Source organism: Cellulomonas sp. S1-8 (assembly GCF_026184235.1).
GTDB lineage: Bacteria > Actinomycetota > Actinomycetes > Actinomycetales > Cellulomonadaceae > Cellulomonas.
Window position 1 is genome coordinate 3,051,263 of the sequence record NZ_CP110806.1, and the last position, 24,594, is coordinate 3,075,856.

General features: G+C 75.5%; 20 protein-coding genes and 1 riboswitch. Of the genes, 7 read left to right on the forward strand and 13 right to left on the reverse strand.

Annotated features, from left to right (window positions below; translation table 11 throughout):
- Positions 1-111: 111 nt before the first annotated feature.
- Positions 112-1,746, reverse strand: coding sequence for a bifunctional phosphoribosylaminoimidazolecarboxamide formyltransferase/IMP cyclohydrolase (gene purH, locus OKX07_RS13615; RefSeq protein ID WP_265628602.1), 1,635 nt, complete (start codon positions 1,744-1,746; stop codon positions 112-114).
- A 50-nt stretch (positions 1,747-1,796) separates the two neighbouring features.
- Positions 1,797-1,887: riboswitch (ZMP/ZTP riboswitch) on the reverse strand.
- Positions 1,888-1,890: 3 nt separating this feature from the next.
- Entirely contained in the window at positions 1,891-2,655 is a 765-nt protein-coding gene (locus OKX07_RS13620; protein WP_265628603.1) for a TetR/AcrR family transcriptional regulator, read from the reverse strand.
- A gap of 121 nt (positions 2,656-2,776) precedes the next feature.
- On the opposite strand from OKX07_RS13620, the gene OKX07_RS13625 reads away from it, so the two are divergent.
- Positions 2,777-3,766 (forward strand): NAD-dependent epimerase/dehydratase family protein, encoded by a 990-nt coding sequence (locus OKX07_RS13625; protein ID WP_265628604.1) that lies wholly within the window; start codon positions 2,777-2,779, stop codon positions 3,764-3,766.
- A gap of 27 nt (positions 3,767-3,793) precedes the next feature.
- Here the strand turns inward: OKX07_RS13625 and purN are convergent, their stop codons facing one another.
- The gene (purN, locus tag OKX07_RS13630; protein ID WP_265628605.1) at positions 3,794-4,450 is read right to left on the reverse strand and encodes a phosphoribosylglycinamide formyltransferase; all 657 of its coding nucleotides are present in this window, start codon (positions 4,448-4,450) and stop codon (positions 3,794-3,796) included.
- Between the two features lie 73 nt (positions 4,451-4,523).
- Between purN and OKX07_RS13635 the strand changes: the two genes are divergently transcribed.
- On the forward strand, positions 4,524-5,168 hold the full coding sequence (locus tag OKX07_RS13635; protein ID WP_265628606.1) for a hypothetical protein: 645 nt from the start codon (positions 4,524-4,526) through the stop codon (positions 5,166-5,168).
- Between the two features lie 21 nt (positions 5,169-5,189).
- Here the strand turns inward: OKX07_RS13635 and OKX07_RS13640 are convergent, their stop codons facing one another.
- The 3 genes from OKX07_RS13640 to sucC all read right to left on the reverse strand — a co-directional run bounded on the left by OKX07_RS13640 (position 5,190) and on the right by sucC (position 8,721).
- A complete protein-coding gene (locus OKX07_RS13640) occupies positions 5,190-6,464 on the reverse strand; it encodes a DUF6350 family protein (RefSeq protein ID WP_265628607.1) in 1,275 nt (424 codons plus the stop codon).
- A gap of 164 nt (positions 6,465-6,628) precedes the next feature.
- Positions 6,629-7,507 carry a succinate--CoA ligase subunit alpha gene (sucD, locus tag OKX07_RS13645; RefSeq protein WP_265628609.1) on the reverse strand — a complete coding sequence of 293 codons (879 nt, stop codon included), beginning with the start codon at positions 7,505-7,507 and terminating at the stop codon, positions 6,629-6,631.
- Between the two features lie 32 nt (positions 7,508-7,539).
- On the reverse strand, positions 7,540-8,721 hold the full coding sequence (gene sucC, locus OKX07_RS13650) for an ADP-forming succinate--CoA ligase subunit beta (RefSeq protein WP_265628610.1): 1,182 nt from the start codon (positions 8,719-8,721) through the stop codon (positions 7,540-7,542).
- Between the two features lie 219 nt (positions 8,722-8,940).
- Between sucC and OKX07_RS13655 the strand changes: the two genes are divergently transcribed.
- Both OKX07_RS13655 and OKX07_RS13660 read left to right on the forward strand, forming a co-directional pair.
- The gene (locus OKX07_RS13655; protein ID WP_265628611.1) at positions 8,941-12,798 is read left to right on the forward strand and encodes a Pls/PosA family non-ribosomal peptide synthetase; all 3,858 of its coding nucleotides are present in this window, start codon (positions 8,941-8,943) and stop codon (positions 12,796-12,798) included.
- A complete protein-coding gene (locus OKX07_RS13660) occupies positions 12,795-14,126 on the forward strand; it encodes a M1 family metallopeptidase (protein ID WP_265628612.1) in 1,332 nt (443 codons plus the stop codon). The genes OKX07_RS13655 and OKX07_RS13660 overlap by 4 nt, the downstream gene beginning before the upstream one ends.
- Positions 14,127-14,224: 98 nt before the next feature.
- Here the strand turns inward: OKX07_RS13660 and pcrA are convergent, their stop codons facing one another.
- The 3 genes from pcrA to OKX07_RS13675 all read right to left on the reverse strand — a co-directional run bounded on the left by pcrA (position 14,225) and on the right by OKX07_RS13675 (position 17,927).
- Complete coding sequence (gene pcrA, locus OKX07_RS13665) at positions 14,225-16,825, reverse strand: DNA helicase PcrA (RefSeq protein ID WP_265628613.1); 2,601 nt, start codon at positions 16,823-16,825, stop codon at positions 14,225-14,227.
- An 87-nt stretch (positions 16,826-16,912) separates the two neighbouring features.
- On the reverse strand, positions 16,913-17,407 hold the full coding sequence (locus OKX07_RS13670) for a DUF456 domain-containing protein (protein WP_265628614.1): 495 nt from the start codon (positions 17,405-17,407) through the stop codon (positions 16,913-16,915).
- A 172-nt stretch (positions 17,408-17,579) separates the two neighbouring features.
- On the reverse strand, positions 17,580-17,927 hold the full coding sequence (locus tag OKX07_RS13675; RefSeq protein ID WP_265628615.1) for a hypothetical protein: 348 nt from the start codon (positions 17,925-17,927) through the stop codon (positions 17,580-17,582).
- A gap of 163 nt (positions 17,928-18,090) precedes the next feature.
- On the opposite strand from OKX07_RS13675, the gene OKX07_RS13680 reads away from it, so the two are divergent.
- Positions 18,091-18,720: a hypothetical protein gene (locus OKX07_RS13680; RefSeq protein WP_265628616.1), complete on the forward strand. Its 630-nt coding sequence runs from the start codon at positions 18,091-18,093 to the stop codon at positions 18,718-18,720.
- 6 nt (positions 18,721-18,726) lie between these two features.
- On the opposite strand, the gene OKX07_RS13685 is transcribed toward OKX07_RS13680, so the two are convergent.
- Together OKX07_RS13685 and OKX07_RS13690 are read right to left on the reverse strand one after the other, a co-directional pair.
- Positions 18,727-19,338, reverse strand: coding sequence for a LuxR C-terminal-related transcriptional regulator (locus OKX07_RS13685; RefSeq protein WP_416220879.1), 612 nt, complete (start codon positions 19,336-19,338; stop codon positions 18,727-18,729).
- A 38-nt stretch (positions 19,339-19,376) separates the two neighbouring features.
- Complete coding sequence (locus OKX07_RS13690; RefSeq protein ID WP_265628618.1) at positions 19,377-20,711, reverse strand: ATP-binding protein; 1,335 nt, start codon at positions 20,709-20,711, stop codon at positions 19,377-19,379.
- A 148-nt stretch (positions 20,712-20,859) separates the two neighbouring features.
- Between OKX07_RS13690 and OKX07_RS13695 the strand changes: the two genes are divergently transcribed.
- Positions 20,860-22,341: a PspC domain-containing protein gene (locus tag OKX07_RS13695; RefSeq protein ID WP_265628619.1), complete on the forward strand. Its 1,482-nt coding sequence runs from the start codon at positions 20,860-20,862 to the stop codon at positions 22,339-22,341.
- A complete protein-coding gene (locus OKX07_RS13700; RefSeq protein ID WP_265628620.1) occupies positions 22,338-22,610 on the forward strand; it encodes a hypothetical protein in 273 nt (90 codons plus the stop codon). The genes OKX07_RS13695 and OKX07_RS13700 overlap by 4 nt, the downstream gene beginning before the upstream one ends.
- A gap of 152 nt (positions 22,611-22,762) precedes the next feature.
- Here the strand turns inward: OKX07_RS13700 and OKX07_RS13705 are convergent, their stop codons facing one another.
- Positions 22,763-23,236 carry an aromatic ring-opening dioxygenase LigA gene (locus OKX07_RS13705; protein ID WP_265628621.1) on the reverse strand — a complete coding sequence of 158 codons (474 nt, stop codon included), beginning with the start codon at positions 23,234-23,236 and terminating at the stop codon, positions 22,763-22,765.
- 231 nt (positions 23,237-23,467) lie between these two features.
- The gene (locus tag OKX07_RS13710; RefSeq protein ID WP_265628622.1) at positions 23,468-24,589 is read right to left on the reverse strand and encodes a glycosyltransferase family 4 protein; all 1,122 of its coding nucleotides are present in this window, start codon (positions 24,587-24,589) and stop codon (positions 23,468-23,470) included.
- Positions 24,590-24,594: the final 5 nt, after the last annotated feature.

Consider the following 24,594-nt stretch of genomic DNA (forward strand, 5'->3'; position numbering starts at 1 on the left):
ACCCCCCTCACCCGCGAGAGAGCAATCCAGCCCACCCCCCTCACCCGCGAGAGAGCAATCCAGCTCCGCCCCTCACCCGCGAGAGAGCAGTCCGGTCGCTGTCGACGCGGGTCAGTGGGCGAAGTGGCGGGTGCCCGTGAGGTAGAGGGTCACGCCGGCGGCGGCCGCGGCGGCCACGACCTCCTCGTCGCGCACGGACCCCCCGGGCTGCACGACCGCGCGCACGCCCGCGTCGAGCAGCACCTGCAGGCCGTCGGCGAAGGGGAAGAACGCGTCGGACGCGGCGACGGCGCCGCGCGCCCGCCCGGCGTCACCGGCGTCGGCGCGCTCGACGGCCAGCCGGCACGAGTCCACCCGGTTGACCTGGCCCATCCCGACGCCGACGGACGCACCGGCGTCGGCGAGCAGGATCGCGTTCGACTTCACGGCCCGCACGGCCCGCCACGCGAACGCCAGGTCGGCGAGCGTCGCCTCGTCGGCGGGCTCGCCCGCCGCCAGCGTCCACTCCCCCGGCGCGTCGCCGGCGGCGTCGATCCGGTCGACCGCCTGCAGCAGCATCCCCCCGGACACGGCGCGCGTCTCGACCTGCGCCGCGGGCGGTGCGTCGACGACGAGCAGGCGGATGTTCTTCTTCTGCGTGAGCAGCGCGAGCGCGTCGTCGTCGAAACCCGGGGCGACGACCACCTCGGTGAACACGGGCGCGATCTGCTCGGCCGCCGCCAGCGTGACCTGCTGGTTGGTGGCGATCACGCCGCCGAACGCGGACACGGGGTCGCAGGCGTGGGCCTTGGCGTGCGCGTCGGCGACGTCGGCGCCGATCGCGATGCCGCACGGGTTGGCGTGCTTGACGATCGCGACCGTCGCGGCGTCCGCGTGGTCGTGCGCGGCGCGCCACGCGGCGTCGGCGTCGACGTAGTTGTTGTAGCTCATGGCCTTGCCGTGCAGCTGACGGGCCTGCGCGATGCCGGCCGCACCGTAGCCCGACGTGTACAGCGCCGCCCGCTGGTGCGGGTTCTCGCCGTAGCGCAGCACGTCCGCGCGCTCCCACGTCGCCCCGACCCAGGCGGGGAAGCCCGTCGCGACGCCGTCGACCTCGTCGGTCGACGTGGCGACGTTGCCCATCCAGGACGCGACCGCGACGTCGTAGGTGGCGGTGTGGACGAACGCCTGCGCGGCGAGCCGCGTGCGCTGCGCGAGCGTGAAGCCGCCGGCGGCGACGGCCGCGACCACGTCGTCGTAGCGCGCGGGGTCGACGACCACGGCGACGCTCGGGTGGTTCTTGGCGGCGGCACGCACCATCGAGGGCCCGCCGATGTCGATCTGCTCGACGCACTCGTCGACGTCCGCGCCGGACGCGACGGTCTGCGTGAACGGGTAGAGGTTGACCACGACGAGCTCGAACGCGGCGACGCCGAGCTCGTCGAGCTGGGCGACGTGCTCGGGGCGGCGCGTGTCCGCGAGGATCCCGGCGTGCACGCGCGGGTGCAGCGTCTTGACGCGCCCGTCGAGGCACTCGGGGAACCCGGTGAGGTCCTCGACGCGCGTCACGGGCACCCCCGCGGCGGCGACGGTCGCGGCGGTCGAACCCGTCGAGACGAGCTCGACGCCTGCGGCGTGCAGCGCGGTGGCGAGCTCGACGAGCCCGGACTTGTCGTAGACCGACAGCAGCGCGCGGCGCACGGGGCGGCGCGTGGCGTCGGACGTCGGGTCGGCGACGGGGGCGAGGGGGGTCTGGTCGTGCGTCATGGCACACCTTCGGAGGGTCGGTCGGTGGTCCGGGTGGACCTCGGCAAGGACCCAGGCACCCAGGCGGGCGGTGCACATGACAGGGGTGGGGCTCGGTCGCTCCCCGGTGGTCCTCCACCTGCGCCAGTCACGACCGGGTCGAGCCTATCGCGCGTCGCCCCTCTCGCCCCAGGCCTCGGCGAGGTCGACGTGCAGGCCCACGCCGACGGCCGCGGTCGCGACGACGACGTCGAACGCGCGCGCCCGGTCGTCCGCGATGCCCTTGAGGTGGCCGAAGAGCTCGGCCGTCAGCGCCCCGACGAGGATCGCGAACATCGTGAGGCAGCGGGCGGCGCCGGCGGGATCGAGCACCGCGGCGGCCGGGTCGTGCGCGACCGCGAACGCCAGGACGTCGTCGGTGACGACGCCCTCGGCGGCGAACGGTGGGCCTGTGGGGTGCAGGCTTCCGGTGCGCTGCGCGGCGACGAGCACGTCGACCATGACGCCCCACAGGCGCGTCGCGGGCTCGACCGTGTCGCGCGGCGCGACGTAGCCGGGCACGGGCGTGCCGTAGATGAGCTCGAACGCGTGCGGGTCCGCCAGCGCCCAGGCGCGGAAGGCGCGCGCGACTTCGAGCCACGTGCGAGCGGGGTCGTGACCTGCGGCGACGGACGCCGCGGCAGCCTGCTCGACCGCCTGCCCGGCGGCGTCGTAGGACTGCGCGACCAGCAGCGTGAGCAGCGCATCCCGGGACTCGACGTACCGGTACACGGCGGAGGACGCGAGTCCGAGGTCGCGGGCGACGGCGCGCAGCGAGAGCCCGTGGGGTCCGTCCTGGACGAGCCGGGCGCGGGCGGCAGCGAGCAGGTCGTGCATGAGCTCGGTGCGGGCGCGCTCGCGCGGCGTGGGGCGAGGGGTGGCGTCGGCCATGCCCTCAGGATCGTCGACGAGAGCACCGCGCGCAAACGAGAGCACCGCTCTTGACATGGGCGATGCGTCGGGCAGAGCATTGCTCCCATCAGAGAGCAGTGCTCACACGACGGAGGCCGACATGGCACGCCACACGATCCTCGGCAAGGGCCCCATCGGCCGCACGCTCGCCACGCACCTCGCCGACGCGGGGCACGACGTCCACGTCCTGTCCCGCTCCGGACCCCGGCCCGGCGCCCCCGCCCGGACCCAGGCGGCGAGCGGCGGCAGCATCGAGCACCACCGCGTGGACGGGACGGACGCCGACGCGCTGACGGCCAGGACCGGCGGCTCGGTCGCCCTGTACAACTGCGTCAACCCCGCCTACCACCGCTGGGCCACCGACTGGCCGCCCGTCGCCGCCGCGCTGCTGGCTGCCGCGACGCGCACCGACGCCGTGCTCGTCATCGCGGGAAACCTCTACGGCTACGGCGCCGGTCACCCCCACATGCGCGAGAGCGACCCGCTCGCCAGCCGCGAGACCAAGGGCCGCGTGCGTGCGCAGATGTGGGCCGACGCGCTCGCCCGGCACGACGCCGGCGCGCTGCGGACCACCGAGGTGCGCGGCAGCGACTACCTCGGTCCCGGCGCCGAGGCCCACGCCCACGCCGGGCCGCGCATGCTCACCCCGCTGCTCGCCGGCCGGGTCCTGCGACCGATCGCCTCGGCCGACCGGCCCCACACCTGGACCTACCTGCCGGACTTCGCGGCCGCCCTGGCCCGGGCCGCCGAGCTGCCGGACGCGTGGGGACGGCCCTGGCACGTGCCCTCCCCGGAGCCGCAGACGTACCGGGAGGTCGCCGAGCGCTTCGCCAAGGCCGCCGGCGCGCCGACCCCCCGCATCTCCCCCGCCCCGCTCGCGGCCGTCCGGCTGCTGGGACTGGTGAACCCGATGATGCGCGAGATCGCCGGGGTCGCCTACCAGTTCGACCAGCCGTTCGTCACCGACGACACCGCCAGCCGCCGCGTGCTCGGGCTCGAGCCGACCGGCTGGGACACGATCGTCACGCGCACCCTCGCGGCGCACCGCGCGGAGCACCCCGCGGGGCAGCCCGTCGGCGCCCGGCGCTGAGGCGCGGCTCAGTGCTCGGGCGCCCCCTCAGCCCAGTCGCGCGCGACGGCCCTCGACCGTCAGGCCGTCGCGCGCGATCCGGCCGACGACGTCCACCAGCAGCCGCCGCTCGACGACCTTGATGCGCTCGTGCAGCGTCTCCTCGTCGTCGTCGTCGGCGACGGGCACGCTCTCCTGCGCGACGACCGGACCCGCGTCGACGCCGTCGTCCACCACGATCACCGAGCACCCGCTCACCTTCACGCCGTAGGCGAGCGCGTCACGTACGCCGTGCGCGCCCGGGAACGACGGCAGCAGGGCCGGGTGGGTGTTGACGGTCCGACCACCGAAACGCCCGAGGAACGACGCCCCCACGAGCTTCATGAACCCGGCGAGCACCACCGTGTCGGGCGAGAAGACCCCGACCGCCTCGGTCAGGGCGTGGTCCCAGGTGGTGCGGTCCGGGAAGTCGCGCAGGGCGACGACGGCCGTCGGGACGCCCGCGTCGCGCGCACGGTCGAGCGCGGCGATGCCCGGCCGGTCCGCCACGACCCCGACGACCCGCGCCCCGAACGCCGGGTCGGTGTGCGCATCGAGCAGGGCCGCGAGGTTGGAGCCCGCACCCGAGACCAGCACGACCAGACGGTGCGTCCGCGCGACCGGCGGCGAGGGCGGGACGGGACCGGGCTGCGCGGAGGACGTCACGCGCCGCAACCTACCGGCCCGACGGGCCCTGGACCGCGCACGTCCACCCGTCCGCGTGCGCGAGAATGGCGTCATGGGCAACCCGTGGGCACCGCCGGACCACTCAGCGCCGCCGGGGCAGCCGACGCCCGGGCAGGCCCTGCCCGGCGCACCGGGCGGCGCCGCGCGGCCACCGTCGGACGCCCCGCCGCCCGCCGCACCGGGCGGGCGCCCGGCTCCCGGTGGGCCCGGCGCGCCGGTGCCCCCGGGCGGGCCGGCCGGGCCGGTCCCCCCCGGCGGGCCCGGACCGCGCCCCGTCGCACCGCCCGACCCTGCCGGCGTCGCTCGCACCACGCGGACGGCCGCCTGGAGCGCCGCCTGCCTGCTCGTCGCGGTCCTGCTGGTCAGCGCGCCCTACCCGGCGCTCCTCCTGGCGCCCGTCGCCTCGCTCGCCGGCCTCGTGCTCGCGATCCTCGCGGTGGTCCGCGCGGTGCGTGCACGGGCCCGCGGTCCGGTCGTGGCGCTGTCGGTCGTCCTCGTCGTGTCGTCCGTCGCGTGGACGGGGGTCAGCGCCCAGTCGCTCCTGTACGTCGACGCGCGCCGGGACTACCAGGAGTGCCGCGCGGGCGCCCTCACGCAGCAGGCGCAGCGCGGCTGCTCGACGCAGCTCGAGCAGGACATGGAGGACCGCGTCCGGTCGATCACGGGGTTCGTCGGCACGCCGCCGACGTCCGCCTGACGCGTCGCACCGCCCGGCGGCTCAGGCCGCCGGCCCGTCCGCCCCGCCGCGCCGACGCGCGCGCCGGCCCCGGGCCGCCGCCCGGACGTGGGAGTCGAACGGGACGCTCGCGCACACCGCGGCCAGCCCGCACCCGGCGGCGACCAGCAGGCCGACGGCCCCCGGGTGCGCGCCCACGTCCGCCATCCGACCCGGGCCCGCGGCCCCGCTCGCCGCCGCCACCAGCAGTGCGACGAGGATCCCGCTGGACGCCGCGAGGACACCGACCGCGACCCACACGTCCCGCAGGCGCGTCGGCTCGAGCCAGCGGTGCACCGCGAGACCTGCCAGCACCCCCACCCCGAGCACCAGCAGCGGGGCGAGCAGCACGGGACCGCCCACCACGTCGGGGAGCGCGCCGAGCATCGGCAGCGCGGGCAGCGGGCCCGCCACCACCTCGTCGGGCGCGAAGCGCGACCCCGCGCCGACGGCGAACCCCGGGCCTACCACCCAGGCGAGCGCCCACACGACGAGGTTGGGAACGAAGGCGAGCTGGGCCACGGCGAGGACCACGCCGCCGACAGCGTCGAGCGAGAGCCCGCGCACCACGTCGGTGATCGTCGCGCGGCCCGCCAGGACCCACAGCATCGTCAGGACGGACGCGAGGAGCAGCAGCGACGACGCGGCGACGAGGCCCGCGCGGAGGCCGACGAGCACGGCCGCCGGGACGCGGTCGCGCACGGGCGCCACCACCTGCGCCCACGGCGGCGACTCCGGCCGACGCAGCAGACCCACGCCGAGCCCGAGCGCACCGACGACCAGCCCGCCGAGCAGCGCCCGCAGCAGCCCCACCACCCCGGCGCCCACCGCGAGGGCGACCAGCACCGTGATCCCCGCGTACCCGACGAGGGACGCCACGGCGCCGCCGCGCGTCGCGTGGCCCGACCGGCGCGCCGAGGCGTAGCAGGTGAACAGCGCCAGCGCCGTCAGCCCCAGCGGGACGACCGACACGACCGTCCCGCCGAGGGCGGCCGGCACGCCGTGCGCGAGGAGCCACAGGTTCGCGGCGACCACGACCGCCCGCGTCCACGCGACCTCGGCGTTGGCGGGGTCGGCGGACGTCGCGACGAACACCGCGACCGCCGGTACCGCCAGCGCCAGCAGGGACAGCGCGGCGGCCTGCACGGCCGTGAGGACGCCCACGGCCCACCGCGGTGCGCCGTCGATGGTCGAGGTGAAGAACGACGGGCGCGGGTCGTCCTGCAGGACGCGGCGGGCGCGCCCCGCGACGGGCACGGGTCCGGTGGGCGTGGGCACCCGCCCATGGTCACCGGTGGCCCCGGCGCGTCGCCGGACCCACCGCGGCGCGTCGCCCCCTCGTCCCCGCGAGAGGTCGATCCGGCCCCGGCGCGGGCCCGTGACGCACGCGCGGCCCCGGTCCGTGGGGACCGGGGCCGCGGGTGGCGGTGCTCAGGTGCGCGTCAGGCGCTGAGGATCTCGCGCGCGAGCTGGGCGGTCTCGGACGGCGTCTTGCCGACCTTGACGCCCGCGGCCTCGAGGGCCTCCTTCTTGGCCTGCGCGGTGCCCGACGAGCCGGAGACGATCGCGCCGGCGTGGCCCATCGTCTTGCCCTCGGGGGCGGTGAAGCCCGCGACGTACCCGACGACCGGCTTGGTCACGTGCTCGGCGATGTAGGCCGCGGCACGCTCCTCGGCGTCGCCGCCGATCTCGCCGATCATCACGATGACCTCGGTCTCGGGGTCCGCCTCGAACGCGGCGAGCGCGTCGATGTGCGTCGTGCCGATGATCGGGTCGCCGCCGATGCCGATGGCGGTGGAGAACCCGAAGTCCCGCAGCTCGAACATCATCTGGTAGGTCAGGGTGCCCGACTTCGACACCAGGCCGACCTTGCCGGGGCCCGTGATGTCGGCCGGGATGATGCCGACGTTCGACTTGCCGGGGCTGATGAGGCCGGGGCAGTTGGGGCCGATGAGCCGCACGCCCTTCTCCTGCGCGTAGGAGAAGAACTCGGCCGTGTCGGCCACGGGGACGCCCTCGGTGATGATGACGGCGAGCGGGATGCCCGCGTCGACGGCCTCGATCACGGCACCCTTGGTGTGGGCCGGCGGGACGAAGATGACGGAGACGTCGGCGCCGGTCGACGCGATGGCCTCGGCCACCGAGCCGAACACCGGGACGTCGACGTCACCGAACGTGACGGACGTGCCGGCCTTGCGCGGGTTCACGCCGCCGACCACGTTCGTGCCGGACACGAGCATGCGGTTCGTGTGCTTCTGGCCCTCGGAACCCGTCATGCCCTGGACGATGACCTTGGAGTCCGCGGTCAGGAAGATCGCCATGGTGGTGTGTTCTTCTCTCTGCGTCGGGGGTCTCAGGCGGCGCTGTGCGCCAGGCGGGCAGCCTCGTCGGCGCCGCCGTCCATCGTGTCGGCGAGCGTGACGAGCGGGTGGCGGGCCTCGGCGAGGATGCGCCGGCCCTCCAGCACGTTGTTGCCGTCGAGCCGCACGACGAGCGGCTTGGACGCCTCGTCACCGAGGATCTCGAGGGCCGCCACGATGCCGTTGGCGACGGCGTCGCACGCCGTGATGCCGCCGAAGACGTTGACGAACACGGACTTGACCTGCGGGTCCGTCAGGATGATGTCGAGGCCCGCGGCCATGACATCGGCCGACGCGCCGCCGCCGATGTCGAGGAAGTTGGCGGGCTTGACGCCGCCGTGCGCCTCACCGGCGTACGCGACGACGTCGAGCGTGCTCATGACGAGGCCCGCGCCGTTGCCGATGATGCCGACCTCGCCGTCGAGCTTGACGTAGTTGAGGTCCTTCTCCTTGGCACGCGCCTCGAGCGGGTCCGCGGCTGCCGTGTCCTCGAGGGCCGCGTGGTCCGCGTGCCGGAAGTCCGCGTTGGCGTCGAGCGTGACCTTGCCGTCGAGCGCGACGACCTGGCCGTCCTCGGTCAGGACGAGCGGGTTGACCTCGACGAGCGTCGCGTCCTCGCCGTCGTAGACCAGCCACAGCTTCTGCAGGACGTCAGCCACCTGGGCCGCGATCTCGGGTGCGAAGCCCGCCGCGGCGACGATCTCGTCGGCCTTCGCCTGGTCGATGCCCACGAGCGGGTCCACCGCGACCTTGGCGAGCGCCTCGGGACGCTCGACGGCGAGCTGCTCGATCTCGACGCCACCCTCAACGGACGCCATCGCGAGGTAACGACGCTCGGCGCGGTCCAGCAGCAGGGAGAAGTAGAACTCCTGCGCGATCCGTGCGCCGGCCGCGATCATCACGCGGTGGACGGTGTGGCCCTTGATGTCCATGCCGAGGATCTGGCCGGCCTTCTCGGCGGCCTCGTCGGCGGACCGGGCGAGCTGGACGCCGCCGGCCTTGCCCCGTCCACCGGTCTTGACCTGCGCCTTGACGACGACGACGCCACCGGTCGGCGGGAGCAGCTGCTCCGCTGCGGCGCGCGCCTCCTCCTGCGTGGTGGCGACGATGCCGCCGAGCACGGGCACGCCGTGCTTCTCGAAGATGTCACGTGCCTGGTACTCGAACAGGTCCACCTGGTTCGGTTTCCTCTCGTCGACCGCGTGCAGCGGCCCGGTGCGGCCGCATCGCCCGGACGATCGTATCGCCGGGACCCAGGTCCCTCGACATCGAGAGACTGTGGCCGCGCTCACCCCGGCGCGCGGGGCACGGGCGATGAACACCGGGCGAAGAGCCGTCGACCACGCCGTGAACGTGACCGGTCCCGCGCGGAACCGGTGGCAGGATCGCCCGACGTGACCTCGTCCTACCTGCGTGGCGACCAGGCGCCGCCGGTGCGCACGCTCCTGGACGTGCTCGACGCCACCGTCGCGGCGCACCCCGACGCGCCCGCGCTGGACGACGGACGCACCGTGCTGACGTACGACGAGCTCGCGGTGCAGGTGCGTGACGGCGCGGCCCGGCTCGTCGCCGAGGGCGTCGAGCGCGGGGACCGCGTCGGCGTCCACATCCCCTCGGGCACCGCCGAGCTCTACACCGCGATCCTCGCGGTCCTCGCCGCCGGCGCCGCCTACGTCCCGGTCGACGTGGACGACCCGGAGGAGCGGGCGCGCACCGTGTTCGCCGAGGCCGGGGTGGTGTGGGTCCTCGAGGAGGGCGACCTCGCGCCCGATCCTGCCGAGCGACCCGGTCCGGCCCGCGCGACCCCACCCCCCGCGCCCGAGCCCCAGGACGACGCCTGGGTCATCTTCACGTCCGGCTCGACGGGCGTCCCCAAGGGTGTCGCGGTCCGGCACCGGTCGGCGGCCGCGTTCGTCGACGCCGAGGCCCGGCTCTTCCTGCAGGGGGCGCCACTGGGTCCCGGCGACCGCGTCCTGGCGGGCCTGTCGGTCGCGTTCGACGCGTCGTGCGAGGAGATGTGGCTCGCGTGGCGGCACGGCGCGTGCCTCGTGCCCGCCCCGCGCGCGCTGGTCCGCACCGGCATGGACCTGGGCCCGTGGCTCGTCGCGCAGCGGATCAGCGTCATCTCGACGGTCCCGACGCTCGCGGGCCTGTGGTCCGCCGACCAGCTCGACGGCATCCGGCTCCTGATCTTCGGTGGCGAGGCCTGCCCGCCGGAGCTGGTGGCACGCCTGGCCACCCCGGGGCGCGAGCTGTGGAACACGTACGGTCCGACGGAGGCGACGGTCGTCGCGTGCGCGGCCCTGCTCGACGGGGTCGGCCCCGTGCGCATCGGGCACGCGCTCGACGGCTGGGACCTGGCCGTCGTCGGCCCGGACGGGGTGCCGGTCGCCGAGGGCGGGACCGGCGAGCTGGTGATCGGCGGCGTCGGGCTCGCGCGCTACCTCGACCCGGCGCTCGACACCGAGCGGTTCGCCCCCGCCCCCGAGCTCGGCTGGGACCGCGCGTACCGCAGCGGGGACCTCGTGCGGTACGAGGAGGCGGGCCTGGTCTTCGTCGGACGCGCCGACGACCAGGTGAAGATCGGCGGTCGGCGCATCGAGCTGGGCGAGGTCGACTCGGCGCTGGGCGCGCTGGCAGGCGTGGGTGCCGCCGCCGCGGCCGTGCGGCGGACGCCGGCCGGCACGTCGGTGCTCGTCGGGTACCTGGCGCCGCTGCCCGGCGCGGACGTCGACCTCGACGCCGCGCGCGTCGCGCTGCGGGGGGTGCTGCCCGCCGCGCTGGTGCCGCTGCTGGCCGTGGTCGACGAGATCCCCACCCGCGGGTCGGGCAAGGTCGACCGGGACGCCCTGCCGTGGCCGCTCGTCGGCGCACCGGGTGCGGAGCCGGGACCCGCGGTGGCGCTCGACCCGACACAGGAGTGGGTCGCGACCTGCTGGACCGCGGCGCTCGGGGCGGCCGTGCACGGCCCCGACGACGACTTCTTCGCTGCCGGTGGCGGCAGTCTTGCCGCCGCACAGCTCGTCTCGGCGCTGCGCGCGCGCTACCCGACCGCCACCGTGGCCGACGTCTACGAGCACCCGCGGCTGGGCGACCTCGCGCGTCGGCTCGACGAGCTCGCACCGGCGACCCCGGAGGCGATGCACGTCCCGTCACCCACCCCGCTGCGGGCGCAGGTCGTCCAGGTCCTGCTCGGGCTGCCGCTCGCCGTGCTCGTCGGGCTGCGGTGGCTGACGTGGACGCTCGGCGCCGCCTCCGTCCTCGGCTTCGCCGGTGTCGCGTGGGCTCCGTCCGTGCCCGGCGCGGGCTGGTGGTTCGCCGCCGGCTGGGTGCTGCTCGTGAGCCCGCTGGGGCGCATGGGCTCGACCGTCCTCGTCGCGCGCACCCTGCTGCGGGGCGTGGCACCCGGCCGGTACCCGCGCGGCGGCGGCGTGCACCTGCGGCTGTGGTTCGCGGAGTCCTGGGCCGTGGCGGCCGGTGCGGGCAACCTGTCCTGCGCGCCGTGGAACGCCGCGTACGCCCGCGCGCTCGGCGCCCGGGTCGGTGCCGGCGTCGACCTGCACGCCCTGCCCCCCGTGACCGGCCACCTCGTCCTCGGCGACCGGTGCGCGATCGAGCCGGAGGTCGACCTGTCGGGGCACTGGCTCGACGGCGACGTCCTGCACGTCGGCCGCGTCCGCGTCGACAAGCGCGCGACCGTGGGCACCCGCAGCGTCCTCGGTCCGGGCAGCCGCGTGGGGCAGGGCGCCGAGGTCGCGCCCGGGACGTCTGTCACCGGCTCGGTGCCCCCGGGCGAGCTGTGGGCCGGGTCGCCCGCGGTGTTCGAGGGTCCGGCCCGCAAGCGCTGGCCCCGGCAGCGCCCGCCCCGTGGCCGGCGCTGGCTCGCGGTGTACGGCGCCGGCGCCGGCCTGCTCGCGACGTTGCCCCTCGTCGCGCTCGCGACGGGCCTCGTGCTCGTCGCCGGCGCCACGCGCACCGCACCGGACGTCGCCGCGGCGGCCGTCGCCGCGTTGCCGCTGCTGCCGGTCGGCGCGCTGGCAAGCGCAGCCGTCCTGCTGGTCGCGACGTGGGCCGCGGTGCGGCTGCTGGCGACGGGCCTGCGCCCGGGCGCCTACCCCGTGCGCTCGGCGCAGGGGGTGCAGGCGTGGGCCACCCTGCGGCTCATGGACGACGCCCGCACGCAGCTGTACCCGCTGTACGCGAGCAGCGCGACGCCGCTGTGGCTGCGCGCGCTCGGGGCACGGGTCGGCCGGGACGTCGAGGCGTCGACCGTGCTGCTGCTGCCCTCGATGACCCGCATCGGCGGTGGTGCGTTCCTCGCCGACGACACCCTGATCGGTTCGTACGAGCTGGGCGGCGGGTACCTGCGCATCGAGCCTGCGAGCATCGGCAAGCGTGCGTTCCTCGGCAACTCCGGCATGATCGCACCCGGTCGCGCGGTGCCCGCGCGCGGGCTCGTCGCGGTGCTGTCGGCGACACCCGAGCACGCCAAGAAGGGCACGTCGTGGCTCGGGTCGCCGCCGCAACGGCTGCGACGCGTCGCGGGGGACGCCCCCGACGAGCGCACGTACGCCCCGCCGACGCGGCTGCGCGTCGCACGGGCGCTCGTGGAGCTCTGCCGGTTCGTCCCCGTCGTGCTGTCGTTCACGCTGGCGGTCGCGATGCTGCTCGTGCTCGCGCACGTCCTCGACACCCGCGGCGTCCTCGTCGCGGCACTCGTCTCGCCCGTCGCGGTGCTGACGGCCGCCGCGGGCGCGTGCACGACGGCCGTGCTCGCGAAGTGGGCGCTGGTCGGGCGCATCAAGCCCGGTGAGCACCCGCTGTGGAGCTCGTTCGTGTGGCGCAACGAGCTCGCGGACACGTTCGCCGAGGTCGTGGCCGTCCCCTGGCTCGGGCCCGCGACCCTCGGCTCCCCCGCCCTGACGTGGTGGCTGCGCGCGCTGGGCGTCCGCATCGGCCGCGGCGCGTGGCTCGAGACGTACTGGCTGCCCGAGGCCGACCTCGTCGAGGTCGGCGACGGCGCCACGGTGAACCGCGGATGTGTGCTCCAGACGCACCTGTTCCATGATCGGGTCATGAGCCTGGACACGGTGCGGATCGGCGCGGGCGCGAGCCTCGGGCCCCATGGTGTGGTGCTGCCGGCGGCGCACCTCGGTGCGGGGGCGAGCGTAGGTGCGTCGTCGCTGGTGCTGCGCGGCGACGCCGTGCCCGCCGGGTCGCGCTGGGCGGGCAACCCCATCGCGCCCGCATGAGCATCGACCGCCCCGCACGCACGCGCCCCATGACCGACGACGCCGACCCCTACCTGCCCGGCCGCCCGGACCCGGGCTTCACCGTGCAGTCGTACGACCTCGACCTGGACTACCGGGTCGCGACCAACCGGCTCGACGCCGTCGCGGTCGTCACCGCCACCACGACGCGCCCGCTCGACGAGGTGCGCCTCGAGCTCGCCGGGCTGCGCGTGGGTGACGTGCGCGTCGACGGCGCCCGCCCGGCCCGCTGGCGGCAGCAGCCGCGCCACCTCGCGGTGCGCCTCGCGACCCCGCTGCCCGCCGGTGCGGCGTTCACGGTGCGGATCACGTACCAGGGTCAGCCGCGCCCGATCGTCGGCCGCTGGGGCGAGGTCGGCTGGGAGGAGCTCACCGACGGCGTCATCGTCGCCGGGCAGCCGGACGGCGCCCCGTCGTGGTTCCCCTGCCACGACAGCCCGGGCGACAAGGCCGCGTTCCGCGTCGCGGTGAGCGCCGAGGCCCCGTACACCGTCGTCGGCAACGGCGTCCGCACGCAGCGGACGGCGAGCGCGGGCCGGGTGCGGTGGGTCTACGAGCAGCCCGAGCCGACCGCGCCCTACCTCGCGACGGTGCAGGTCGGCCGGTACGAGGAGATCCTGCTGGCGACCGACCCCGTGGTGCAGCGCCTGTACGTGCCGCGGCACCTGCGGGCACGCGCCCATGCCGACCTGGCCCGTCAGCCGCAGATGATGACGCTGTTCACCGCGATGTTCGGGCCCTACCCGTTCGCCGAGTACGCGGTCGTGGTCACCGCCGACGCCCTGGAGGTGCCGCTCGAGGCGCAGTCGATGTCGACGTTCGGCGCCAACCACGTCGACGGCCGGGGCACCTGGGAGCGGCTGGTCGCCCACGAGCTCGCGCACCAGTGGTTCGGCAACAGCCTGACGGTGGGGACCTGGCGCGACATCTGGCTGCACGAGGGGTTCGCCTGCTACGCCGAGTGGTTGTGGTCGGCGGCGTCGGGCGGCCCGAGCGCCGACGTGCTCGCCCGCGCGTCCCACGCCCGGCACGCCCGGCTCCCGCAGGACCTCGACATCGCCGACCCCGGCCCGGACCGGATGTTCGACGACCTCATCTACCAGCGCGGCGCGCTCGTCCTGCACGCGCTGCGGCTCGACGTCGGCGAGGGGGCGTTCGCGCGGCTGCTGCGCACGTGGGCCGTCACGCACCGGCACGGGACCGTCGACACTGCGGGCTTCGTCGCGTGCGCGTCAGCCGTCGCGGGACGGCCGGTCGGGCCGCTGGTCGATCGGTGGCTCGCCCCCCGGCTCCCGCCCTGGCCTGCATGAGCTCTCGCCGAGCGCGGCACCTGACCGTCGAGCGCGGTACTCGTTTCCCCCGCGCTCGGCCGCCCTGTACCGCGCTCGGCAAGGGGTGACGGCGGCGGCTAGAGCTTGGTGACCGGGGAGTAGCGCAGCAGCAGGCGCTTCTCGCCGTTGGTGCCGAAGTCGATCTTGGCGACCGCGTTCTGGCCGGCACCCTCGAGCGCGATCACCGTGCCCAGGCCGTAGGAGTCGTGCGTGACCTTGTCGCCGACGTCCAGGTCGGGGACCGTGCCGCGCGGCGTCGCGGAGCCGAACGACGCGCCCGTGCGGGGCAGGGGCTCGCGCTGCTCGCGCTGCTGCGTGCGGACGGGGCCGCTGCTCGACCCCGAGCCGCCGCGCTCACCCCACGACGACCCGCCTCGCGTGCCGCCACCCCCCGTGCCGAAGCCCGACCCCCACCCGCCGCGCAGGCGCGACGTCGAGGACTCGCGGCGCCGCCAGTCGACGAGCTCGTCGGGCAGGTCGTCGAGGAACCGGCTGGGCGGGAGCTCGTTGGGCACGCCCCACGCGGTGCGCACGGCGGCGCGCGACACGTAGAGCCGCTGCCGCGCGCGCGTCAGCCCGACGTACGCGAGGCGCCGCTCCTCGGCGAGCTGGTCCGGGTCGGCCAGGGAACGCATGTGCGGGAACGTGCCGTCCTCCATGCCGGTGAGGAAGACGACCGGGAACTCCAGTCCCTTGGCGGTGTGCAGGGTCATGAGCGTGACGACGCCCGCCGCACGCGCCGACGCCGCGGTCTCGCTGTCGTCGGCGCCGTCGGGCACGGGGATCTGGTCGGAGTCCGCCACCAGGGACACGCGCTCGAGGAAGTCGGTGAGGGTGCCCTCGGGCTCGGCCTGCTCGAACTCGGCGGCCACCGCGTGCAGCTCGGCGAGGTTCTCGACGCGGGACCCGTCCTGCGGGTCCTCGCTGGCGCGCAGCTCGGCGAGGTAGCCGCTGCGGTCCAGCACCGAGCCGAGCACCTGCGCCGGTCCCGCGCCCGACGCGGCGAGGTCGCGCAGCTCGTCGAGCATCGCGGCGAACGCGCGCAGCCCGGTCAGCGCACGCGTGCCGAGGCCGGGGACCTCGTCGAGGCGGGCCAGCCCTTCGCCGAAGGACGTGCGCTCGCGCTCCGCGAACGCCGCGACCATGGCCTCCGAGCGGTCCCCCAGGCCCCGCTTGGGCGTGTTGAGGATGCGGCGCGTGCTGACGTCGTCGTCCGGGTTGGCGATGGCCCGCAGGTAGGCGACCGCGTCCTTGATCTCCTTGCGCTCGTAGAAGCGCGTGCCGCCGACGACCTTGTACGGCAGGCCGACGCGGACCAGCACCTCCTCCAGCGCGCGCGACTGGGCGTTGGCGCGGTAGAAGATCGCCACGTCGCCGGGCCGCACGCCGTCGGAGTCGCCGAGCCGGTCGATCTCCTCGGCGACGAACCGCGCCTCCTCGTGCTCGGTGTCCGCGACGTACGCCACGATCTGCGCGCCGGCGCCCGAGTCCGTCCACAGCCGCTTGGCCGTGCGCCCCGTGTTCTTGCTGATCACCGCGTTGGCAGCCGAGAGGATGGTCTGCGTGGAGCGGTAGTTCTGCTCGAGCAGGATCGTCGTGGCGTCCGGGTAGTCGGCCTCGAACTCCATGATGTTGCGGATCGACGCGCCGCGGAACGCGTAGATCGACTGGTCCGCGTCGCCGACGACCGTCAGCTCACCGCGCCCGACCCCGTCGTCGTCCTGCGCGCCGACGCCCGCGAGCTCGCGGACCAGCACGTACTGCGCGTGGTTGGTGTCCTGGTACTCGTCGACCAGCACGTGCCGGAACCGGCGCCGGTAGTGCTCGGCGACCTGCGGGAAGGCCTGCAGCAGGTGCACGGTCCGCATGATCAGGTCGTCGAAGTCGAGCGCGTGCGCCTGCTGCAGCCGCTGCTGGTAGCGCGTGTAGACCTGAGCGAGCACGGTGTCGAAGTCGTCGGCCTTCCCACCGCCGTTCGAGGCCGCGAACGCGTCGGGGTCGACCAGCTCGTCCTTGAGCGCGGAGATCTTGTGACCCAGCGCCTTGGCCGGGTACCGCTTGGGGTCCAGCTCGAGCTCCCGCGCGACGAGCGTGAGCAGCCGCTGCGAGTCGGCCTGGTCGTAGATCGAGAAGCTGGTGCGCAGCCCGAGCGTCGCGGCCTCGCGCCGCAGGATGCGCACGCACGCCGAGTGGAACGTCGAGACCCACATGCGCTGCGCCGACGGCCCGACCAGGTGCTCGACCCGCTCGCGCATCTCGGCAGCCGCCTTGTTGGTGAACGTGATCGCGAGGATCTCGCCCGCGCGGGCGCGGCGGGTCGCCAGCAGGTGCGCGATGCGGTGCGTGAGGACGCGCGTCTTGCCCGACCCGGCGCCCGCGACGATGAGCAGCGGGCCACCGGCGTGCAGCACGGCGGCGCGCTGCTCCGGGTTCAGGCCGTCGAGCAGGGCGGCCGCGCGCTGCTCGTCGGCGGCGGCGCGCTCCGTCGCCGCGGCGTCGAGGCGCGACCGGTCGTCGCCCGCAGCAGGGTCGACGTCGTCGTCACGCGGCGGCACGACCAGGGGCAGGCCGGACGACTCCCCGGCGTGCGAGCGCGCGACGGCGGCGCGCGCGTCCGGCGCTCCGGGGGCAGGCAGGCCCGGGACAGGGAGGGAGAGGCTCTCGAACAACGACGTCATGGCACCACCCAGCGTAGGCGCCGCCGCCGACATCCCCTCCGCCGACATCCCTTCCTCGAAGGAAGCGGTGTCGCGACCCCGCAGCCCTCAGCGCGCGACGAGCGCGAGCACCCACACGCCGACCACGAGCATCGCGGCGGCGAGCTCCACGAGGATCGTCAGCCCGGTGGCCTGCAGCGCACGCACCGTCGCGCGCCACGCCGTGCGCACCTCGCGTGCCCGCAGCCACTCGACGAGGAACACGGCGCCGACGAAGAACAGGAACAGGCCGACGACCGGGACGACGAAGAACCCGACGATGCCGGCGATCCCGCCCCAGACGAGCGTGCTGCTGCGCACGCCGGAGCGTTGCATGTGGCGTCCCGCGACGAGGTACTTGACGACCTGGCCGGCGGCCGTGAGCACCACGGCGAGCACGGCGACCACCCAGCCGGCGCCCGTGCCCTGCAACGCGCCCCACAGGGCCACGGCCCCGCCCACGAGGAACGCGCCGGGCAGCACCTGCACGACGACGCCGACCAGCCCGACGACCACGAGGACCGTCACGAGCAGGTCGAGCTCACCGGCCCAGTCGATCGTCACGACGTGAGGCTAGCGACTCTCCCCCGCCTCCGCCGACCGGAACGTCGGTCCCGCTCCGGCCGGTCGGACGGTGAGCCGGGTTCCGCTCGGCGGAGGATCTGCCGCCGACCGGAACGTCGGTCCCGCTCCGCTCCGTCAGACGGGGAGCCGGGTTCCCTCGGCGGGGAGGGGGTCAGTCCCAGAGGACGGCGATCGCGACGTTGAGGGCCGTCAGGCCCGCGATGCCGCCGAGCCAGCCGCGCGTGATGCGCTCGGGGTTGCGCCATCCGAGCACGACCATCGCCGTGACGGCGAGCGCGACGACGAGCTTGACCGCGATCTTGACGTTGTCCGGCTCGCGGCCCGCGACGCCCGACGACGCGAGGCCGACCATCAGGATCCCGGTCACGAGCGCCGTGAGGACGCCGTGGAAGGCTCCGGGGTTGAGGGTCACCCCCTTCATCCCTGCCAGCACGCCACCGAACACCATCGCCCACCCCAGGAGGTGGAGCACCACGAGCACCCCGTACACGACGTCCATGGGCGCCACCCTAGTGGATCTGACGCCTCGTCAGATCCACGTCCTCCCCTCGGGATTGTCGCCCACGAGAGTGTCGCCCCTCGGGAAAGTCGGCGCGGCGCCCCGTGCGGGCCGCTAGCCTCGCGGCGGACCCGCACGAGCCGACCGACGCAGAGGTGGACGCATGACGCACACGACCGGCAGCCCGGGCACGGACGCGGCACTCGACGTCACGGCACTCGTCGCACGTGCCCGCGCCGCCGCCGGTCCGGACGGCCGGGCGACCGTCGGGGACATCGCCGGCTGGGAGACCTTCCCGTTCGAGCGGGAGGGCCTGCGGCTGAGGGTCCTCGAGGACCCCGTGGTCCCCGAGCCGCCGCGGTCCGACGAGGACGCGGCCACCTGCCGGCGCTGCGCCCTCCCCGACGAACGCTTCGCCTGGACCGACGACACGTGGCGGCTCAGCGCGGGTGGCCCGGTCAGCGTCCCCACGCTGATCCTCGACCCGCGGGCGCACGGCGACCTGGGCGACCTCGACGACGCGGGCGCAGCCGACCTGGGCCGGATGATCGTCCGCATCGAGCGCGCGCTGGCCGCCGTGCCGGGCGTCGGACGGGTGCACGTGCACCGCTGGGGCGACGGCAACGGGCACCTGCACATCTTCTTCTTCGCCCGGCCCGAGGGCTTGATCCAGCTGCGCGGACTGGTCATGCCGCTGTGGACGCACCACCTGCCGGCGCTGCCCGACGACGAGTGGGACGCGATCGTCGCGTCCGTCGTCATCGCCCTGGATGCGGGCCGCACCCCCGCCTGAGGCGCCTCACAGCAGGCGGCGCGCCGCCGCCCACCGCGTCAGCTCGTGCCGGTTCGACAGCTGCAGCTTGCGCAGCACGGCCGACACGTGGGTCTCGACCGTCTTGACGGAGATGAACAGCTCGCCCGCGACCTCGCGGTAGGTGTACCCGCGGGCGATGAGCCGCATCACCTCGCGCTCGCGTGCGGAGAGCCGGTCGAGCTCGTCGTCGCCCGTCGCGACGTCGCCCGCGGCCGCGCCGAACGCGTCGAGCACGAAGCCCGCCAGGCGCGGCGAGAACACCGCGTCCCCGCCGGCGACGCGCAGCACCGCGTCCGTCAGCGCCTGCGGGTCGATCGCCTTGGTGACGTACCCGCGCGCACCGACGCGGATGACGGCCACGACGTCCTCGGCGGCGTCCGACACGGACAGCGCGAGGAACCGCGTGCCGGGCACGTCCACGCACCGACGCACCACCTCGGCACCGCCGCCGCCGTCCCCGCCGGGCAGGTGCACGTCCAGCAGCACGACGGGCGGCGCGAGGTCGTGCACGACCTGCACGGCCTCGTCGACGCCGGCGGCCTCCCCCACGACGCGCACGCGGGCGTCGAGGGACGCCTTCACGCCCGCACGGAACATGTGGTGGTCGTCGACCAGCACCACGTCGACCGGTTCGTTCACGCGTCGCGCTCCTCGTTCTCGTCGTCCACGCCCTGGCCGGACCCGCCGCCACCGACAGGCATGCACAGCTGGACCTCGGTACCCCGCTCGGGGCTGCTCGTCACGCGTGCGGTGCCGCCGCGGCGCCGCACGCGTCCCATGATCGACTCCCGGACGCCGAACCTGTCGGGACCCACGTCGTCCAGGTCGAACCCGTCGCCACGGTCCCGCACGAAGACCTCGACGGACTGCGGCCCGACCTCGAGGTACACCGACACCGGGGGCCGCCCGTGCACCACGGCGTTGACGAGCGCCTCCCGGGTCGCCTGCAGCAGCGCGAGCGTGTCGGGCTCGGGCACGCGGTCCCCCACGACGACGAGGTCGACGGCGACGGGCTCGCCCCCCGGACCCGAGCGGGAGTCCTCGACCTCGGCGACGACGGCCCGCAGCGCGGCGACGAGCGACGTGCCCGGCTCGGCGCGGTCGTCGTACAGCCACTCGCGCAGCTCGCGCTCCTGCGCACGGGCCATCCGGGCGACCTCGGCGGGCTCGTCGGAGCGCGCCCGGATGAGCGCGAGGGTCTGCAGCACCGAGTCGTGCAGGTGCGCCGCGATGTCCGCGCGCTCGGCCTCGCGTGCCCGCGCCGCGCGCTCGTCCCCGAGCTCGCGCACGAGCCGCACCCACCACGGCGCCATGACCAGCCCGACGCCCAGCAGCACCGCGAGCGCCGCGACGGCCGACTGCGCCAGCAGCGCCGGCTCGACGCCCTGCCCCACGGCCTGCCCGGCGACCAGCAGGACCCCGGCGCCCGCGAGCAGCCCGCCCCCGATGAGGCGCAGCACGCTGATGCGTCGACCGTCCTGCCGGCCGTGCTGCACGGCGTCGAGCTGGCTCCACGCGAGCGCGACGCCCACGAGGACGACCAGCACCGGCAGCGCCCACGTCACGTCGATGCTCGCGCCCAGCCGCATCGCGACGAGCACCCCCGCCGTCACGACGAGCAACGCGCCCAGGGCGATCTCCGCCCACGGGATGCGTCGCCCGTCGTCGCGCAGCGGCTGCCGACGCGCCAGCCGCTGCAGCGCGCTGGGACGCGCGGCCGCCGCGACGGCCGCGGGGTCCCCCACCGGGACGGTGAGCCACCAGAACAGGTAGAGGGCGAGCCCGACGCCGGCGACGGGTACCAGCGCGACCAGGACGATGCGCACGAGCACGACCGACAGGTCGAGGTGCGCCGCGAGCCCGGTCGCGACCCCGGCGAACCACCGCCTTTGCGGGGGCCGACGCAGCGGCAGCCGCACGCGCGGCGGCGCGCCGGGGGGCGGCGCCAGGCCGTACGGTGCGGTGCTCACGCACAGATCGTCACACGCCCGCAGGCTGCCCGGGCCCACCCCAGGGGCAGGTTCAGGGGCCCGACCCGCAGACCTGGGGGTCCGACCAGGGTCCTCTCAGGGCTCGTCCCCGATGTGGCGGTGCCGGACCCGGGGCCAGGATCGAGCCATGGACACGCAGACTCCCGCCGGTGCCGACGCCGGCACACCGGGCCCCACGCCCGGCACGGGCCCCGGACCGCACCCGGGCACCACGCCCCCGCCCGCCCCCCACCCCTTCTGGGTCGGGGTGCGTCGCACCGGGCTGTACCGCTCCGACGACCGCTGGGTCGGCGGTGTCGCCGGCGGCCTCGCCGAGCGCGTCGGCGTCGACCCGCTGATCGTGCGCGGCCTGCTGGCCGTCACGGCCCTGATCGGTGGCCTCGGCCTCGTCCTGTACGGCGTCGCCTGGGCGCTGCTCCCCGACGCCCGGGACAACCGCATCCTCCTCGAGCGCCTGGGCGCCGGGGACGCGAACGGCGCGCTGATCGGCTCGCTCGCCTTCGTCGTCGTCGGTTTCGCCCGCGGCGACGGCTGGTGGTGGTTCTGGGACGGCGGCGGCGCCCTCGGTGGCCTGCTGTGGCTGGCGTGCGTCGCCGGTCTCGTCGTGCTCGTCGTCACGGCCGTGCAGCGGCACAACCGCGGCAGCGCGTCGTGGCAGCCGCCCGGCGCCGTGCCGCCGCCGGGCGTGCCGCGGGCGACCGCCGGCGGGCCGCCGTACGGGCCGCCGTTCGGGCCGCCGTTCGGTCCTCACTTCGGTCCGCCGCACGCCGGTCCGCCGCACGCCGGCGCCTGGGCGCACGCGTCGACGGCCCCGACCGCCCCCCTGCCGACGACCGGTGGCGCACCGGCGACGTCCGCCGGTGACGGCGCCCCGACGCCCCCGTACCCCCCGGCGCCGCCGTACGGCTACCAGCCGGTCCCACCCGCCCCCCCGGCACCGCCGCGTCCGCCGCGGCGCAGCGCGGACGGCGCGACCATCGGCGCCGTCGTCGGGCTGAGCGTCGTCGGGCTCGGCGTGCTGCTGCTCCTCGACCGCACCGGGGCGTACGACGGGCCGGTGTGGCTCACGGCGGGCGGCCTGGCACTCGCCCTCGCGGGCCTCGGCATCGTCACGCTCGGCCTGCGGGGCCGCACCAGCGGGTTCGTCGGCTTCCTGGCCGTCGTGGCGGCGCTCGTGTGGGTGCCCCTGGCCCTGGTGCACCAGACCGAATGGGAGGAGTCGGTGCGCAGCTGGGACCGCGCCGACGACGAGATCGTCGTCACGAGCCGGACCGTGGCGAGCGACGGGTTCGACGTGAGCGCCGGAGCCCTCCGGCTGGACCTCACGTCCGTCCCCCTGACCGACGACGAGCTGCGCGTGCCGATCTCGCTCGGCGCGGGTCAGCTGACGGTCGTCGTGCCGGCCGAGGCGGCCGTGCAGGCCGACATCACCACCGGCATGGGTTCGATCCGCTGGGAGCTGGACGGCGAGGTGAGGGAGCAGAGCGGTGTCGGGCTCTCGGACGTGACGTTCCAGGACGACGACGCCACCGCAGGGTCGCCCGACCTCGTGCTGGAGATCAGCTCGGGCGTCGGCGAGGTCCGCATCATCGAGGAGGCCGGAGCATGAGCACCGACGACATCATCATCACCGACGACGCAGCGACGACGAGCACCGCGGAGCTCCCGGGGCACGAGCACCGGCCCGGGGTCCGGGTGGGGACCGTGGTGTGGGGACTGATCGTCGTCCTGCTCGGCGCCGGGGTCCTGCTGGTCGCCGCCGGGTACACGATCGACGTGCAGCTCGCCGCGATCGTGCTGCTCATCGCCGCAGGCCTCGGCCTGATCGCGGGGCCGCTGGTCCAGGGCCTGCGCCGGGGACGCACCGCCGAGCGCTGAGCACGGCGCAGCGCGGAGGGCGCAGCGCGGAGGGCGCAGCGCAGGCTCAGCACCGACGACCGAGGGCCGGTACCCGTGACGGGTACCGGCCCTCGGTCTGCCTGCGGTCCGCTCACCGGACCGCGGGGCGGGCCGTCGAGGGATCGGGCGGCTCAGACGCGCTCGGTGGCGGGGACGACGGCGACGGGCGCCTCGACCTTGGCGGCGATGCGACGCAGCGCCTCACCGGTGATGATGAACACGACGCCGAGGCCGAAGACCAGGAGCGACACGCCGAAGGCGAGCACCGAGGTGAACAGCGACGCCCGCAGGAACGAGCCGTTCATGACGGTCGCGCGGGCCGGGTCCTCGCGGTCGAGCTCGGCGTAGGTCAGGCCGCCGGAGCTCTCCAGCGCGTGGTGGTTGATGATGTCGGCCTGCGCCCACGCCTCCCACGGCGTGTCGACGAGCTCACCCGCGAAGGAGGCGGCGTCGTCGGCGACCGTGATCTGCTCGGCGCGCAGGTTGCCGGCCACGAGGAGCCACGTGGCGGTCCCCGAGACGGCGAACAGGGCGCCGAAGGCGAGGACGATGATCGCCAGCACCTTGAGGTGGGCGGGCTTGGTGGTGACTGCTGCGTTCGACATCTCGATCTCCCCGATCGGTACGGACTGACCCCCACGTGGCCGGAGGTCCGGCCCGGTGAGCCATGTGCTCACATGAACAGCGTCGTCGCAGGTGGGGCCGATCCCGTGGGACCCTGGTCCCGTACGCGCCTCACGGCGCTCACCCGTCCGGGTGAACCACTGACGCTACCCCGGACCTAGGGCCCGGGGTAGATGCACGCCTGCCGGAGCGCGTGGCGACGCCGCGGCGGTTCAGACGAGCCGGGCGGCCCGGGCGTACTGCGCGTCCGCCGCGTCCAGCACGTGCTCCCAGTCGAACGGCGGCGGCACGGTGCGCGCGTGCCGGCGCAGCGCGGCGAGCAGCGCGCGGTCCTGCGCCAGGCGGACGATGGCGTCGCTCATCGCCGCGTCGTCGGCGACGAGGAACCCGTCGACGCCGTCGGTCACGAACTCCCCCACGCCGGTCCCGGCGTGCGCGAGCACCGCCAGCCCCGCGGTCCGCGCCTCGAGCGCCGCGATGCCGAACGACTCGAGCCGCGCGGACGCCAGGAAGACGTCGGCGTCGGCGTACGCGGCGCGGACCTGCGGCCGCGGGAGCCGTCCCCGCAGGTCGACGTCCGCCAGGCCCGCCGCGGCCACACGCGCCCGCACGGCGTCGCGCGCGGGCCCGTCCCCGATGAGCGTGAGGCGCAGCGCGCCGGGCGGCAGGCGGCGTGCCGCGGCCGCGACCACGTCGACCAGCGGGACCGCCCGCTTGCGCGGCGCGAGGCGCATCGTGGCCACGAGGTGCAGCGGCAGCGCCGGGTCGGGGACGACACCGGCGTCGGACGCCCAGGTGGCGACGTCGATGCCGTTGGGGACGACGTCGACGCGCACGTCGAACAGCTGCGCGACCCGCTGGGCCGCGGGACCGCTCACCGCGCTCAGCGCGGCGGGCAGACGACGCCACCGCGTGTGCCGCACGAGCGGGCGCCCGACGCCGACGACACCGTCGAGCATGCAGTGCCACGTGATCGCGGTCGGCAGCCGCAGCGCGGTGGCGACGCGCACGCCGTCGAACGCGAACGGCGACACGACGCCCGCGTGCACGTGCACCGCATCCGGGCGGACGTCGCGCAGCACGGACCGGATCAGGCCGGGGCCCGCGACGGGGTTGACCGGCAGGTCGAAGGGCAACCGCGCACCGAGGCGGTGCACGTGCACACCGTCCTCGACGTCGACGACCCCGCCGCGCTCCCCGCCCTCGCCGAGCGTCGCGGTCAGGACGTGCACCTCGTGCCCCGCGCGCACCTGGTGCCGTGCCAGGTCGCCGACCTGCGTCTCGATGCCGCCCGTGCGGGGCGCGAAGCAGTCGGAGACGTGGACGATCCTCATGCGTC